Below are 14,828 nucleotides of genomic sequence, written 5' to 3'. Positions count from 1 at the left end.
CGATAACACTCACTTTTAAAAAACGTATTATTCAAAAAACGGAGAGGATGAGGGAAATGGTAAAGGTATATTATAACGGAGATGTGAATGAAGAGGTTTTAAAAGGGAAGAAGGTAGCGGTTGTCGGTTATGGTTCACAGGGTCACGCACATGCTCAGAACCTGAAGGAAAGCGGATTTGATGTTGTAGTCGGATTACGAAAAGGGAAGTCCTGGGACCAGGCGGAAGAAGACGGATTCGATGTCTACTCGGTCCGCGAAGCAAGTGAACAGGCAGACGTCATCATGGTTCTCCTGCCGGATGAGCATCAACCGAAAGTGTATGAGGCAGAAATCAAGCCGGCCCTTTCCTCAGGCAAAGCACTGGCATTTGCACACGGATTTAATATCCATTTCCATCAAGTCGTTCCTCCGGAAGATGTAGACGTATTCCTGGTAGCACCGAAAGGACCGGGACACCTGGTAAGAAGAACATTTGAAGAAGGAGCCGGAGTGCCTGCACTCTTCGGGGTTTATCAAGACGCTTCAGGTCATGCCGCAGAACTGGCCCTTGCGTATGCAAAAGGTGTTGGGGCAGGACGCGCAGGGATCTTGGAAACATCCTTCCAGGAGGAGACGGAAACCGACCTATTTGGTGAACAGGCAGTCCTGTGTGGAGGGGTGACATCCCTTGTGAAAGCAGGATTCGAAACGCTGGTGGAAGCAGGTTATCAAAAAGAGGTCGCCTATTTCGAGTGTTTACATGAATTGAAGCTGATCGTTGACCTGATGTATGAGCAGGGATTAGAAGGAATGCGCTTCTCAATCTCAGACACGGCTCAATGGGGAGACTTCGTTTCAGGTCCACGGGTGGTGAACGAAGAAACGAAAGCCCGCATGAAGGAAGTATTAACGGATATCCAAACAGGAAAATTTGCGAAGGGATGGATCCTGGAGAACCAGGCGAACCGTCCGGAGTTTAACGCCATCAATCAACGTGAAAGTCAGCACCCGATCGAAGTCGTTGGGAGAGAGCTTCGTAAAATGATGCCATTTGTACAGAAACCTTCTACTAAAGAAAAGGAAGTGGTTGCGAGTGCGAACCATTGAGATCTTTGACACAACTCTACGGGACGGTGAACAGTCAGCGGGTGTAAATCTTAATACGATTGAAAAGATCGAAGTGGCGAGACAACTGGAAAGGCTCGGGGTGGACGTCATTGAAGCCGGTTTTCCTGCAGCTTCAAAAGGGGACTTCGATGCCGTACAGCGGATCGGTTCCACGATCAAGAACAGCTCTGTAACGGGGCTTGCCCGAGCTCAGCAGCGGGACATCGATGCGGTATGGGAATCGCTTAAAGGAACGGCCGAACCAAGGTTACATGTGTTCCTTGCCACCTCTCCGATTCACATGACCCATAAGCTGAAGATGACACCGGATCAAGTCATCGATACAGCGGTCCAGGCCGTTCAGTATGCGAAGAAATTTTTCCCGGTGGTTCAGTGGTCGGCAGAAGATGCGTGCCGATCAGATCTCAATTTTTTAGTGAAAATCATGGAGAAGGTGATTGAGGCAGGAGCTTCCGTCATTAACCTTCCTGACACGGTAGGATATATCACCCCTCATAAATACGGTGAATTGTTTCGGTACGTAAGAGAAAACGTTCCGAATATCGACGGAGTAAAGCTATCGGCTCATTGTCATGATGATTTGGGAATGGCGACAGCCAATTCACTGGCTGCCATTGAAAACGGAGCCGATCAAATCGAAGGAACGATCAATGGGATCGGGGAAAGGGCTGGAAATGCAGCTTTGGAAGAGATCGCAGTGGCTCTTAGAATCCGGGAAGATTTTTATGGAGCCACCACCCGCCTGAAACTCGATGAAATCAAGAAAACAAGCTCTCTTGTCAGTAAGCTGACGGGGATGAGAGTACCGGCTAACAAAGCGGTTGTAGGTGATAATGCTTTCGCTCATGAATCAGGTATTCACCAGGACGGAATGCTGAAGGAAAAAACAACGTACGAAATCATCACCCCTGAACTGATTGGAGTGAATGCAACCCGCTTGGTGCTTGGAAAACACTCAGGACGTCATGCCTTTAAAAATAAAGTGGTTGAATTGGGATTTGAACTTTCAGAGGAGAAGCTTAATGAAGCATTTCATGCATTCAAGGATCTGGCGGATAAGAAAAAGGAAATCGTCGATGAAGATCTCTTCAGCATCCTGACGAATAAGCAAACGGAAATGGCCGATGCTGTCGGCTTTACATTAGAAAGAATGCAGGTCCAATATGGCATGGACAATATTCCGACGGCCACGATCGAATTGAAGTTTGAGGACGGAAGTGTAACCCGGCTTGCTTCAACGGGATCAGGGAGTGTAGAAGCCATCTACAATACGATCGAAAAAATTCTGCCAAGTCCTTCTAGATTATTAGATTACAAGATCAACTCAGTCGGTGGTGGCCGGGATGCCCTTGCAGAAGTCTATGTCCGACTCGAATATAACGGAGAAAAGACAAGCGGACGCGGAACTGCCCAGGATGTATTAGAAGCATCAGCACGCGCTTACCTTAATGCAGTGAATCGATCCGCTCAACGGAAGTCACAGTCCATGGAGAAGGAAACGGTGGAAGCCAGCTTGTAAGACAGAGAGCCTTGTTTATCAAGGCTCTCCCATAAAACCAACCAAAACAGGAGGTAATTCTAATGAAGAAAAAAATCGCTGTACTACCAGGAGACGGTATCGGTCAAGAGATCATGGACGGGGCATTAGAAGTACTGAAGGCAGTGGGTGATTGGTTCGGTCATGAATTCGAAGTCGAGAAAGGTCACATCGGCGGCTCTGCCGTCGATCGCTTCGGTACACCATTACCTCCTGAAACGATCAAGCTTTGTAAAGATAGTGACGCCGTTTTATTAGGTGCTGTAGGAGGTCCAAAGTGGGAGCATCTTCCGAAAGAGCTTCGTCCAGAAAAAGGTCTCCTGGCGATCCGCAAAGAGTTCGACCTTTTCGCGAATCTGAGACCGGTGAAAGCATTTGAAAGTTTACTAGGTGCATCCCCACTTAAACGGGAGATTGTAGAAGAAGTAGATCTGGTGATTGTCAGGGAACTGACAGGAGGCTTGTACTTCGGTCAGCCGTCCGGTCGTCAAGGGAAGAGAGACGAAGTAGCAGTTGATACTCTTGTTTATGAAAAAAGTGAAATCGAACGGATCGTTCATAAAGCCTTCAAGCTGGCTCAAAAACGAAAGAAAAAATTAACGTCCGTCGACAAGGCAAATGTCTTGGAAACAAGTCGAATGTGGCGCGAAGTCGTGAATGAAGTGTCTCGGGAATACCCGGATGTGGAAGTGGAACATATGCTGGTCGATGTCGCTGCCATGAAGCTGATGTATCAGCCGAAGCAATTCGATGTGCTGGTGACTGAGAATATGTTCGGGGATATCCTGAGTGACGAGGCCTCCATGATCACAGGCTCACTGGGAATGCTTCCTTCCGCCAGTTTAAGAGGGGACTCCTTCGGGCTTTACGAACCGGTACACGGATCAGCACCCGATATCGCCGGAAAAGGAAAAGCCAATCCACTGGCCATGATTCTATCGGTTGCCATGATGCTTAGACATTCCTTCGACTTAAAAGAAGAGGCTGAAATGATTGAAATGGCTGTTCAGGAAGTCCTGAACGCAGGCTACCGTACAGGAGATCTTTGGACGATGGGGCGCGGAACCGTAGTTGGGACCGGTGCCATGAGCCAGCTGGTTGTAGAGCGACTGGAAGCGGATCATGCCCTGTCTTCGATCCTGGCGGCTTACTTGTAGGGTAGAATGTTAAGCAAACAGATTAAAACGAAGTTGATTGGAGCGGAAGGCACTCGACTCCTTCGGGAATAGCGGGACAGGTGAGACCCCACAGGCGCTTGCGCCGAGGAGGCTCACCGCCCGCCCCGCGGAAAGCGAGTGCCTGGAGCGGAAATCAACCACTACTCACTCAGTAACAATTCTATTAATACAGCCTTAACTGAATAAAAATCTTACCAAACCAGGAGGGAGTTCATGGCAGGGAAAAATATCATCGAAAAGATATGGGAAAAACACATTGTGCACAGAGAAAAGGGCAAGCCGGATCTATTGTATATTGATCTGCACCTTGTACATGAAGTTACGTCTCCCCAAGCATTTGAAGGTCTTCGCTTAAAAAATCGCAAAGTGAGAAGACCCGATTTGACCTATGCCACGATGGATCACAATGTACCGACAAGAGAGCGTCACATCATCAGGGATGAAATCGCTCGACTGCAGATGGATACGTTAAAGCAAAATTGTGAGGAATTCGGAGTCACTCTCGCCGATATCCATCATCCCGATCAAGGGATTGTCCACGTCATCGGTCCAGAGCTCGGTTTGACTCAGCCGGGGAAAACCATTGTTTGCGGAGACAGTCATACCTCAACCCACGGAGCCTTTGGGGCACTGGCCTTCGGGATTGGCACGAGTGAAGTGGAGCATGTTATGGCAACCCAAACCCTCTGGCAATCAAGGCCAAAAACCCTTCAAGTGGACGTGACGGGAGAGTTGGGATTCGGTGTCACAGCCAAAGACGTGATCTTAAACATCATTTCTACCTACGGGGTAGGATTTGGAACCGGATATGTCATCGAATTCACCGGTGACGTGATCTGCGATCTATCCATGGAAGAAAGAATGACCATCTGTAATATGAGCATTGAAGCAGGAGCCAAGGCTGGATTGATCAGTCCCGACGAGACGACCTTCGAATATTTAGAAGGAAGAGAATATCTTCCTAAAGATAAATCGTTTGAACAATGCAAAGAAGAATGGAGATCCTTAAAGAGTGACAAGAACGCAACCTATGATCACAAAATTGAGGTGAAAGGTGAGGAGATCGAGCCTCATGTAACATGGGGAACCAATCCTGGAATGGGCGCATCGATTTCGAGGTCCGTCCCTCATCCGGAACTGTACGCAGATCCTTCTGAAAGAGAAGGGGTTGAAAGGGCGCTTCATTATATGGGGCTCGAAGCGGGGATGAGAATCGAGGACATAGAGGTTGATTATGTGTTTATTGGCTCGTGTACGAATTCGCGCTTGAGTGATTTGAGATCGGCGGCTGAGGTGGTAAAAGGCCAAACTGTAAAGCCGGGCTTGACCGCTTTGGTTGTTCCGGGTTCGTTTAAAGTGAAGAAAGAGGCTGAAGAGGAAGGCCTGGATACCATTTTTAAAGAAGCTGGATTCCAGTGGAGGGAAGCAGGCTGCAGCATGTGCCTGGCTATGAATGATGATATCGTGCCTCCAGGCAAACGCTGTGCATCGACTTCCAACCGGAACTTTGAAGGCCGGCAAGGAAACGGATCGAGAACCCATCTACTCAGCCCGTCCATGGCCGCAGCGGCTGCCGTGACCGGAAAGCTGACAGATGTACGGAAGCTTGAAAAAATGCCGATTTCATAGGAGGTGAAAAGGTGGCGATCAATCATGTGGAAGGAAAAGTATTTCCTCTCAGGAGAGACAATGTCGATACCGATCAAATCATACCGAAACAGTTTTTAAAAAGGATTGAACGTAAAGGGTTTGGACAGTTCTTGTTTTATCATTGGCGGTTTGAAGACGATGGAAAGTTGCTAAGAGACGAATTCTTATTAGACACACCCCAATATCAAAACGCCGAGGTTCTCCTTGGCGGAAAGAATTTTGGGTGCGGATCTTCGAGGGAGCACGCTCCGTGGGCCCTTCAGGACTATGGGTTTAAAGTAATCATCGCCAAAAGCTTTGCAGATATTTTTTATAACAACTGTTTGAAGAATGGGATCCTGCCCATTCAGCTTGAAGAGAAAACAGTGGATGCTCTTTTAAGAAATGAGAGTCATGTAGATTTATATAAAATGGAAGTTTCCCTTGAGCATCAGACCATTTGTGATTCAGAAGGGCTTCGTGTCTCTTTTGACATCGATCCTTACTGGAAGACGATGTTGTTAAAGGGACTGGATGAAATTGATTTGACGTTACATTACGGAAAAAATATTGAAGAATACGAAAAAAATTATGAGGTGAGTGGCTTGGGAATTTAATGGATAACACTGAAGTTGTAGAAGCGATGGAAAGAATCAGTCATCAGGTGCATCGAACACCGTTAAAGCAATCATCGACGCTGAATACGTTCACAGGTGGAGAGATTTATTTGAAAATGGAGAACCTGCAGCGAACAGGTTCCTTCAAAGTAAGAGGCGCAATGAATAAAATCATGTCATTGTCTGAAGAAGAAGCGGGTAGAGGCATCATTGCCGCATCTGCAGGAAATCATGCCCAAGGTGTGGCACTGGCTTCATCCCTGCGCGGAGTTCCGTCGAAAATCTTCATGCCGAAACGAACGCCTTCCACAAAAATAGCGGCAACGAAACATTACGGAGCTGAGATTGTCCTGACTGGAGACACCTATCAGGAAGCCTACGGGGCAGCACTCCAAGAGAAAATCAGAAATGGCTCGACGTATGTTCATGCATTTGATGATCATAAAGTGATGGCTGGGCAAGGGACAGTCGCACTGGAAATGCTTCAGCAACTCAGTGATTTAGACATGATCCTGGTACCTGTTGGCGGAGGCGGTCTGTTGGCCGGAATGGCACTGGCCGTAAAAGCCTTTAACCCCCGAGTACAGATCGTCGGCGTACAGGCACTGGGAGCACCGGCTACGTATAACTTTTTTACAGGAAGAAACAAAGGATCCCTGGAGCATGTACACACCATTGCTGATGGAATCCTCGTCAAGAAGCCTGGAGAGCTCACGTTTCCGATCATCCGTCAGTATGTAGACGATATGGTTACGGTTACGGATGAAGAAATCTCCTATAGCATCATGTTTATGCTTCAACGGGAAAAAACGCTGGTTGAAGGAGCAGGAGCAGCATCCTTAGCGGCAGCCATGTGCCAAAAGGTCAAGGTACAAGGAAAGAAAGTCGGCTGTGTCATCAGTGGCGGAAATGCCGATCCAAGCAAGATCCCAGTGTACCGGGATCTATCCAAAATGGCCAGACAGCTGCACCATATTGTGTGAAAGAAGGACGGCTCTTAACTACGTTGTTAGTTAGGAGCGGTCCTCTGTTTATAAGTGATGGAGTTTATTAAAAACAATTCTCACAATATATGAATAATGAAAGCTCTTACATTCGAGAAATACGTAAATACCTATTGTAATAGGTAATTTTTTCAACTATAATGTCCACTATATAAGAACAAATGTACATGTGAAATAAACAAATGGAGGTTTTCGGCTTATGGAATCAATTTCAATCGGACTTTTAGGACTCGGAACGGTGGGAGCCGGAGTGGTGAAGATTGTAGAGAATCATCAGGATAAACTGTCCCATCAAATCGGCTGTCCTGTGAAGGTAAAGAAAGCCCTTGTTCAGGATTTAGAGAAAGATAGAGGACTGGAAATGGTAAACAGCATACTGACCTTAAATCCTGAGGAAGTCCTGTTTGATCCTGAAATTGATATTGTGGTCGAGGTAATGGGAGGAATTGAAGCAACGAAAGAACATCTCCTCCATGCACTGCACCAGAAGAAGCATGTCGTAACGGCAAACAAGGATCTCATGGCCCTTCACGGACCGGAATTACTAAGGGCCGCCTCAGAAAACGGCTGCGACCTATTCTACGAAGCCAGCGTCGCAGGAGGAATCCCGATTTTAAGAAGTTTAGTAGATGGCCTCGCCTCCGATCGCATCACGAAAATGATGGGAATCGTCAACGGAACGACGAACTTCATACTGACGAAGATGACGAAAGAGGGACGGACCTTCGATGATGTTCTCAAGGAAGCCCAGGACTTAGGGTATGCAGAAGCGGATCCGACGGCAGATGTAGGCGGCTTGGATGCAGCGAGAAAGATGGCGATTCTTTCAACGTTAGGGTTTTCCATGAACGTCGATTTAGCCGATGTGAAAGTGAAAGGTATTACGGAAGTGACGGGTGATGACATCCAATATGCCGAGCAATTCGGCTACACAATGAAGCTCATCGGCTACGCTCACCGTGAAGGAGAAAGTGTTGAAGTGAGCGTGGAGCCCACTCTGCTGCAAAATGAGCATCCACTCGCATCCGTTCATGATGAATATAACGCAGTATACGTATACGGGGAAGCGGTTGGTGAAACGATGTTTTACGGTCCGGGGGCAGGAAGTCTTCCAACTGCCACAGCCGTCGTATCAGATATGGTAGGAATTATGAAGAATATGAGATTGGGAGTCACGGGTAAGAGTGCGGTGAACCCGCAATTCCCTAAAAAGTTAAAAGAACGGAATGAAATCCACTCAAAATATTTCTTGCGTCTGCACGTTCAGGATGAAGTAGGCGTCTTAGCAAAACTCACTTCCATCTTCTCGAATCACGGCGTCAGTTTTGAGAAGATTCTACAGAATCCATTAGACAGTGATGAATTTGCTGAAATTGTCCTTGTGACTCATAAAGCATCTCTTGATCATTACGAAGACATATTGATGGAGTTGAAGGATTATGAAGCGGTTCATTCGATTGAAAGTTCATACCGTGTAGAAGGGGGAGACAAAGGATGAGATGGAAAGGGTTACTGGAGCAGTATAGGGAGCATCTTCCATTAAATGATGACACTCCTCTTTTAACGTTAAATGAAGGGAATACTCCCTTGGTTGAATTAAAAACGCTGTCCCGGGAATGGGGCATCGAGTTGAATGTAAAGGTTGAGGGAGCAAACCCCACCGGATCCTTTAAAGATCGCGGAATGGTTCTCGCCGTTGCCAAAGCGGTAGAGTCAGGGAGTTCGACGGTCATTTGCGCCTCTACCGGAAATACCTCCGCCTCAGCAGCAGCCTATGCAGCGAGGGCAGGAATCAAATGTATCGTGGTCATTCCCGAGGGGAAAATTGCTCAAGGGAAATTGGCTCAAGCTGTCATGTATGGTGCCGAAATCATTTCCATCGAAGGAAATTTTGATGAAGCCCTGGAAATCGTCCGTGAATTGAGTAAAACCGAATCTGTGACTCTGGTGAATTCAGTGAATCCGTATCGTTTGGAAGGCCAGAAAACAGCAGCTTTTGAAGTCATCGAAGGGTTGGGTGAGGCCCCTGATGTGCTTGCGATCCCTGTCGGTAATGCGGGGAATATTTCAGCATACTGGAAAGGATTTAAAGAATATCATGAGCTCAAAGCTTCCACTTTACCTCGAATGTTTGGCTTTGAAGCATCTGGAGCAGCAGCTTTGGTCCATGACAGGGTGTTTCCTCAGCCTGAAACGATTGCGACGGCGATCCGAATCGGGAACCCGGCAAGCTGGACATTAGCAATCGATGCGTTGAAGGAATCAAATGGACATATCGATGAAGTAACCGATGAAGAAATTCTAGAGGCCTATCAGCTGCTTGCAAGTAAAGAAGGGATCTTTGCCGAGCCCGCTTCATGTGCATCGATTGCGGGAATAAAGAAATCATTGGATAAAGGCTTGATCGAAAAAGGTTCAAAGGTAGTGGCGGTGCTGACAGGTAATGGCTTAAAGGATCCAGTTACGGCCATGGATTGCAGTCCGGTCATACCGGCGAAGTTGCAAAACGATCGTGAAATGGTGAAGGACTATATCAAAGGGACAATTGGCGTATGAAAAGACGTGCCCCCCGCTCCTGGAAGATCATAGTCCCTGGAAGCACAGCCAATTTAGGCGCAGGATTTGATTCTCTCGGTTTGGCGTTAAATGTATTTTTAACCGTTGAGGTACATGAAGCGGAAGATTGGCAAGTGATTCCCCTTTCTTCTGCCCTGGAGGTCTTTCCGGCTGATGAGACACATTTCATTGTAGAGATAGTGAAAGAGGTGGCGGATGACTATGGTAAGAAGCCGTCTCCTTGTCACCTCTACATATCCAGTGACATTCCGTTAACGAGAGGGTTAGGCTCCAGCGCAGCAGCGGTTGTGGCGGGCATTGAGCTTGCCAATGCCCTGTGTGAGCTGAATCTGACCCAGGAAAAGAAACTGGCACTTGCGAATCGGTTTGAAGGTCATCCCGATAACGTAGGGGCGTCCCTCTATGGTGGGTTTGTGGTCAGCTGTCAGCATGAAAAAGGTGTGAGTCTTTTGTCGGTTCCTGATCTGCCTGTTGATGTGGTATGCGTGATTCCTAAAGCTGAACTGAAAACATCTGATTCCCGAAATGTACTTCCGGAGAGTCTTTCCTTTGAAGAATCCGTGGAAGCCGGAGCGATTTCAAACGTACTGGTGGCTGCGTTTTTAACAGGGGACTGGGAAATGGTTGGGAAAATGATGAAGCGAGACAGGTATCATCAGCCTCACCGGAGAAAGCTGCTTCCTCACTATGATGCAGTGGAAGAGGTTGCGGGCCGTTTCGGGGCATTCGGTGTCGCCTTAAGCGGTGCCGGCCCGACGATTGCCTGCTTCGTGGAACGGGAAGCAAGTGAATGGCTCGCGCGGCAGCTGGAACAGTCCTTCCCAAGCATGAACGTCCGCAAACTATCCATCTCCCCATCGGGAAGCAGCATCACCATCGAACAACCAAAGGTCCGTCCCTCGTCGCTTTGAAACAGGCGAGGGACGGACCTTGTTTGGTGGAGGGAAGAGCTTGGTTCGAATGGCTATTTTTCCCTTGAAATCATAAAACAATTATCTGTTTCATTTACGATCAGGTAGTAGGGTGATTGATGGGCCATGCCCATTTCTTCGCGAAGTTCTTTTGGGATGTGGACGGTTCCTTTTTCAGAGACGTAGCGCTTGTTATGAGTAGAGTCTTTGACCGCTCGCTTAATATATATACAGTTGTTTTGGTAGACGAGTTCTGCAAGTCTTCCTGGAACCAGTCCAAACTGTTCTCGCCATTTGTGTGGGAGGGTAATCGTACCGCTTTTACTGAATATTTTGCTACCATATATCGTGCTCAACATGTAGCATCACCTGCCTTCACTATCATTGCTTCTCTTTTTTCCTCTTACATGAAAAATAAACACAATTTTGAAAAAATAGGAAGAAGGTTGGGGTGTGTTTAATGGGAATGTGTCAGTGGAATAAAAAGGTATAAACCCCTGGTTTGGAGGTGTGAATCATCGATCCAATTCAAATTCTGTTTTTGCTTGTAATCGGCTACAGTGTTTTTACCATTGATAAAAAGAAAAAGAATGTTCCTGTTTCAGTAGTTTTACTTCTGATTGGAATAGGGCTGTCGTACGCACCTGCTTTTTCTGACGTCAACTTAACGAAAGAAATCATTTTTGAATGGTTTCTACCATCCTTATTATTTATTTCCGCCTATCAATTTTCAACCAAAGCCTTAAAAAAGCATGTTGGAATCATATCTATCCTTAGTACAGTGGGAATCATCATTACGACCCTTCTGATGAGCCTGCTCTTTTATTACGGTTTGCATCCGTGGCTTTCCATTTCGTTTGTAGAAGCTCTATTAGTCGCTACGATCCTGACACCTACGGATCCTGTGTCCGTTGAGTCTATATTAAAGGAATCTTCCAATCACCAGGACATAGCAGATGTTGTAGAAGGTGAGTCAATGATCAATGATGGGACAAGCATCGTGCTCTTTACGGTTGTGGCAGGGGTCTACTTTGGGGAAGGAACCATTTCAGTGCCTTCTTTTCTTTTGGAATTTCTGTTGGTTTCCGTAGGAGGAATCGCCATTGGTGTGTCACTCGGCTGGCTGGCGAGTAAAGCCATCCACTTCACAACAGATTCCAGATATCAGATCATGCTTAGCATCATTCTTGCTTATGGAACCTTTTACATAGGGGAAGAGCTTGGTGTTTCAGGCGTACTGGCTACTGTATTCTCAGGGATCATGCTCTCGTATGAATACGGAAGAACGATTAAGGAACATCATTTTAGAAAGGATCTGGATGGTTTCTGGACTGTCATGGAACCGACCATTCTCACCTTTTTATTCCTATTAATCGGGATTCAGGCGACACAGTATTTGTCTTTCTCATTAATCGGGTGGATCTTCTTCCTATTTATTCTCTCCTTGGTGGTTCGCTATGTTATTATTATTGGTGTTGTCAAAATGAAAAAAACTTGGAGAAAAACGTACGGATGGAAGGAAGTATTCATATTAACTTGGTCCGGTATTAAAGGAACTATGTCTGTTGCTTTATTACTGAGTATAGATGGACAAGGACCTCAGCTGCTCCATTCCTTGACATTTGGTGTCATCCTGCTCTCTCTCATCATACAAAGCATAGGAATTTACCCTTTGATGACTTTCTTTTTGAAAGGAAAATAAGTCTTCAAAGAATTTATGATAAATTGGTAAGAACTGAGAAACCATAGGAGAAAGACTATTTTGAATTTAGGTGAACCATCAACGATGAAACAAGCAAAAGACATTGCCTTAAGAATTTCCGTCACCTATGTATTATTAGGCATCCTGTGGATTATACTATCGGACTATTTTTCCATGATCATCGCTCATGAAAAGCTCAGCATGTATATTTATTTTCAGCGCTATAAAGGCTGGCTATTTACACTTGTAACAGGTATGATCATTTTTTTATTGGTGTATCGGAGAACCAGTGAATTAATAATCTCGAATGAAAAGTTGAAGAAAAAAGAGAGACAGCTTCAAATAAGGAATCAGCATTATCATTCTCTATTTGAACAAAATTCGGATGCAGTCTTAGAACTTAGCCTGGATGGCAATGTGGTATCTGTGAACTCTGAAGCTGAAGGATTGCTGGAATCAACTCATGAAGAGTTAAAAGAAGTGAAATTCAGCGAATTTTTGGATGAAGTCGAGATGAAAAGAGTAACGGAGTACTTCTTCCAAACCTTCAAAGGTTGGGCGTCAACCTTTGAAACGACCATTCATTTAGCCAATAACAACCGGAAAATACTGCGCTGTTCACTTGTACCGATTATTGTTAATCGAAAAGTGACTGGTATGTTTGCCATTGCCAGGGATATCACACTTCATCGGGAAAATGAAGAAATGGTGATAGCATCCGAAAAGCTTTCTGTCATTGGCCAGCTGGCTGCGGCCGTTGCGCATGAAATCCGTAATCCCCTTACGTCCCTTAAAGGGTTCATCCAGCTTATGCAAATCAGTAATCGAATCAACCATGATCATTTGGATATCATGCTCTCTGAAGTCGATCGGATAGACTTGATCTCAGGGGAGATGCTGATACTGGGTAAACAGCAGGAGTTCGACCTTCGTCGTGAAAAACTGGATGATATCCTGAAACAAGTACTGGTGCTGATGGAACCACAGGCTCATTTTGATAATGTATCCATTGAATATAAAAACCTGGCGGAAAAGCCTTTGTACGTTTTGGGTGAAGGAAATCAGCTCAAACAGGTGTTCATTAACATTATTAAAAATGCAGTTGAATCCATACCTGATAACAAGGATGGAATTGTTTCGATTACATTGGTCACCCGAGGCGACGACGTCCATGTTATCGTTGCGGATAACGGTGTAGGCATGGAACCGGAGAGGATCGGCCACCTCGGAGAGCCATTCTATTCAACGAAAGAAAAAGGAACGGGCCTGGGACTGGCCGTCTGTCAAAAGATCATTGAACGACATAATGGACATATACACTTTCAAAGTGAAAAAGAAAAAGGAACCGCAGTGGAAATCAGCTTGCCGATCGCTGACGAAGAGATTCCTGCTGCCTCTGCCGATTAAGAAAGGACTAATAGAATGAACTCAATTTCAACTATTATCAATACCCCATCAATCCAAAAAAACTGGGAAGAATCAGGATTCACTTCTTTAACTCCTGTACAGGAGCGTGTGGTACCTCTCATCATGGAAGGGAAAGATATTGTTTGTGAGTCACCGACTGGAACAGGGAAGACGCTTGCGTATCTACTTCCAATCATCCAGGCCATTGATCCATCAAGAAAACAGGCTCAAGCTGTGATACTTGCTCCATCAAGGGAGCTTGTCATGCAAATCCACCAGGAAATCCAGAAGTGGGCGAAGGGAACCGACGTCACGAGTGCTGCCTTCATTGGAGGGGCAAACATTAAAAAGCAAGTCGAGAAGCTGAAGAAAAAGCCGCATATTGTAGTGGGAACAACGGGTCGCTTGATCGAACTGATGAAAATGAAGAAAATGAAGATGCACGAAGTGAAAACCATCGTCGTCGATGAGTTCGACTTAATGATCTCATCAGAACATATCCGTGAAGTAGGGGATATCATCAAGTCAACTTTAAAAGAGCGTCAAGTTTTATTCTTCTCGGCCACTTTATCAGACGAAACCGAGCACGTAGCAGAATCCCTATTGCAAAACCATGAAATCGTCAAAATGGAAGCCAATCTCGATAACCCGAAAGTGGATCATGTGTATGTATACAGTGAGATGCGAGACAAAATGGAAGCTCTAAGAAGCATCTCCTACTTCAAAGGAATTAAGGCCCTTGTCTTTTTTAATCAATTGGAAAAGCTCTCTGAAATAGAAGAAAAGCTGAAGTATAAGGGAGTCGAACTGGAAGTGCTGGCAGGGGAATCAAACAAGATGGAGCGTAAGCAATCACTGGACCGCTTCCGTTCAGGAAAAGTGTCCATGCTTCTGACAACAGACGTCGCAGCACGCGGTCTGGATATTACAGACGTCACACACGTTGTCCATTACGACTTTCCAAGCGATACGAAACAATACATTCACCGCTCAGGAAGAACCGGGCGCATGGGAGCAGAAGGAACCGTCATCTGCCTCGTATCCAAACGCGAACTGAGCTTCCTCGAGAAACTTAGCAATGAACTCAATCTCCCATTCCAGGAAAAAACCATTCGTGGTGGGGGACTTCAAGCACCAGAACAAAAATAAGATAAATA

At 45.9% G+C, this 14,828-nt stretch carries 13 protein-coding genes; 12 read left to right on the top strand and 1 reads right to left on the bottom strand.

Annotation, left to right across the window (positions count from 1 at the left end; all coding sequences use genetic code 11):
- The first annotated feature begins 2 nt into the window (after nt 1-2).
- From ilvC to thrB, 9 genes are all read left to right on the top strand, one after another.
- Nucleotides 3-1,088: a ketol-acid reductoisomerase gene (gene ilvC / locus ACIFOD_RS17395; protein ID WP_430315767.1), complete on the top strand. Its 1,086-nt coding sequence runs from the start codon at nt 3-5 to the stop codon at nt 1,086-1,088.
- Entirely contained in the window at nt 1,075-2,628 is a 1,554-nt protein-coding gene (locus ACIFOD_RS17390) for a 2-isopropylmalate synthase (protein ID WP_430315671.1), read from the top strand. Before ilvC ends, ACIFOD_RS17390 begins: the two co-directional genes overlap by 14 nt.
- A gap of 62 nt (nt 2,629-2,690) precedes the next feature.
- Complete coding sequence (leuB, locus tag ACIFOD_RS17385; RefSeq protein ID WP_430315670.1) at nt 2,691-3,803, top strand: 3-isopropylmalate dehydrogenase; 1,113 nt, start codon at nt 2,691-2,693, stop codon at nt 3,801-3,803.
- Between the two features lie 234 nt (nt 3,804-4,037).
- Nucleotides 4,038-5,453, top strand: coding sequence for a 3-isopropylmalate dehydratase large subunit (gene leuC, locus ACIFOD_RS17380; RefSeq protein ID WP_430315669.1), 1,416 nt, complete (start codon nt 4,038-4,040; stop codon nt 5,451-5,453).
- 11 nt (nt 5,454-5,464) lie between these two features.
- Nucleotides 5,465-6,070 (top strand): 3-isopropylmalate dehydratase small subunit, encoded by a 606-nt coding sequence (leuD, locus tag ACIFOD_RS17375; protein ID WP_430315668.1) that lies wholly within the window; start codon nt 5,465-5,467, stop codon nt 6,068-6,070.
- Entirely contained in the window at nt 6,070-7,053 is a 984-nt protein-coding gene (ilvA, locus tag ACIFOD_RS17370) for a threonine ammonia-lyase (RefSeq protein ID WP_430315667.1), read from the top strand. Before leuD ends, ilvA begins: the two co-directional genes overlap by 1 nt.
- Before the next feature lie 220 nt (nt 7,054-7,273).
- Complete coding sequence (locus tag ACIFOD_RS17365; protein WP_428975207.1) at nt 7,274-8,572, top strand: homoserine dehydrogenase; 1,299 nt, start codon at nt 7,274-7,276, stop codon at nt 8,570-8,572.
- Nucleotides 8,569-9,630 (top strand): threonine synthase, encoded by a 1,062-nt coding sequence (thrC, locus tag ACIFOD_RS17360; protein ID WP_430315666.1) that lies wholly within the window; start codon nt 8,569-8,571, stop codon nt 9,628-9,630. The genes ACIFOD_RS17365 and thrC overlap by 4 nt, the downstream gene beginning before the upstream one ends.
- Nucleotides 9,627-10,562, top strand: coding sequence for a homoserine kinase (gene thrB / locus ACIFOD_RS17355; protein WP_430315665.1), 936 nt, complete (start codon nt 9,627-9,629; stop codon nt 10,560-10,562). Before thrC ends, thrB begins: the two co-directional genes overlap by 4 nt.
- Before the next feature lie 53 nt (nt 10,563-10,615).
- Here the strand turns inward: thrB and ACIFOD_RS17350 are convergent, their stop codons facing one another.
- A complete protein-coding gene (locus ACIFOD_RS17350) occupies nt 10,616-10,921 on the bottom strand; it encodes an AbrB/MazE/SpoVT family DNA-binding domain-containing protein (protein ID WP_430315664.1) in 306 nt (101 codons plus the stop codon).
- 182 nt (nt 10,922-11,103) lie between these two features.
- Here ACIFOD_RS17350 and ACIFOD_RS17345 point away from each other — a divergent pair, with 182 nt between their 5' ends.
- Genes ACIFOD_RS17345 through ACIFOD_RS17335 form a run of 3 tightly spaced genes read left to right on the top strand, consistent with a single transcriptional unit; the run spans nt 11,104 to nt 14,820 of the window.
- Complete coding sequence (locus ACIFOD_RS17345) at nt 11,104-12,264, top strand: cation:proton antiporter (protein ID WP_430315663.1); 1,161 nt, start codon at nt 11,104-11,106, stop codon at nt 12,262-12,264.
- Between the two features lie 60 nt (nt 12,265-12,324).
- A complete protein-coding gene (locus ACIFOD_RS17340) occupies nt 12,325-13,671 on the top strand; it encodes an ATP-binding protein (RefSeq protein ID WP_430315662.1) in 1,347 nt (448 codons plus the stop codon).
- Between the two features lie 15 nt (nt 13,672-13,686).
- Nucleotides 13,687-14,820: a DEAD/DEAH box helicase gene (locus ACIFOD_RS17335; RefSeq protein ID WP_430315661.1), complete on the top strand. Its 1,134-nt coding sequence runs from the start codon at nt 13,687-13,689 to the stop codon at nt 14,818-14,820.
- The last annotated feature ends 8 nt before the right edge of the window (nt 14,821-14,828 follow it).

Source organism: Rossellomorea sp. NRS-1567 (assembly GCF_050467885.1).
GTDB classification, from domain to species: domain Bacteria; phylum Bacillota; class Bacilli; order Bacillales; family Bacillaceae_B; genus Rossellomorea; species Rossellomorea aquimaris_C.
This window is presented reverse-complemented; position numbering and strand designations above follow the sequence as displayed.

What these genes read in the sequence shown, in the direction of transcription:
- ACIFOD_RS17365 (WP_428975207.1), top strand. Translation starts at nt 7,274, where the DNA reads ATGGAATCAATTTCAATCGGACTTTTAGGACTCGGAACGGTGGGAGCC.
- ACIFOD_RS17335 (WP_430315661.1), top strand. Translation starts at nt 13,687, where the DNA reads ATGAACTCAATTTCAACTATTATCAATACCCCATCAATCCAAAAAAAC.
- leuB (WP_430315670.1), top strand. Translation starts at nt 2,691, where the DNA reads ATGAAGAAAAAAATCGCTGTACTACCAGGAGACGGTATCGGTCAAGAG.
- ilvA (WP_430315667.1), top strand. Translation starts at nt 6,070, where the DNA reads ATGGATAACACTGAAGTTGTAGAAGCGATGGAAAGAATCAGTCATCAG.
- thrB (WP_430315665.1), top strand. Translation starts at nt 9,627, where the DNA reads ATGAAAAGACGTGCCCCCCGCTCCTGGAAGATCATAGTCCCTGGAAGC.
- ACIFOD_RS17350 (WP_430315664.1), bottom strand. Translation starts at nt 10,921, where the DNA reads ATGTTGAGCACGATATATGGTAGCAAAATATTCAGTAAAAGCGGTACG.
- leuC (WP_430315669.1), top strand. Translation starts at nt 4,038, where the DNA reads ATGGCAGGGAAAAATATCATCGAAAAGATATGGGAAAAACACATTGTG.
- thrC (WP_430315666.1), top strand. Translation starts at nt 8,569, where the DNA reads ATGAGATGGAAAGGGTTACTGGAGCAGTATAGGGAGCATCTTCCATTA.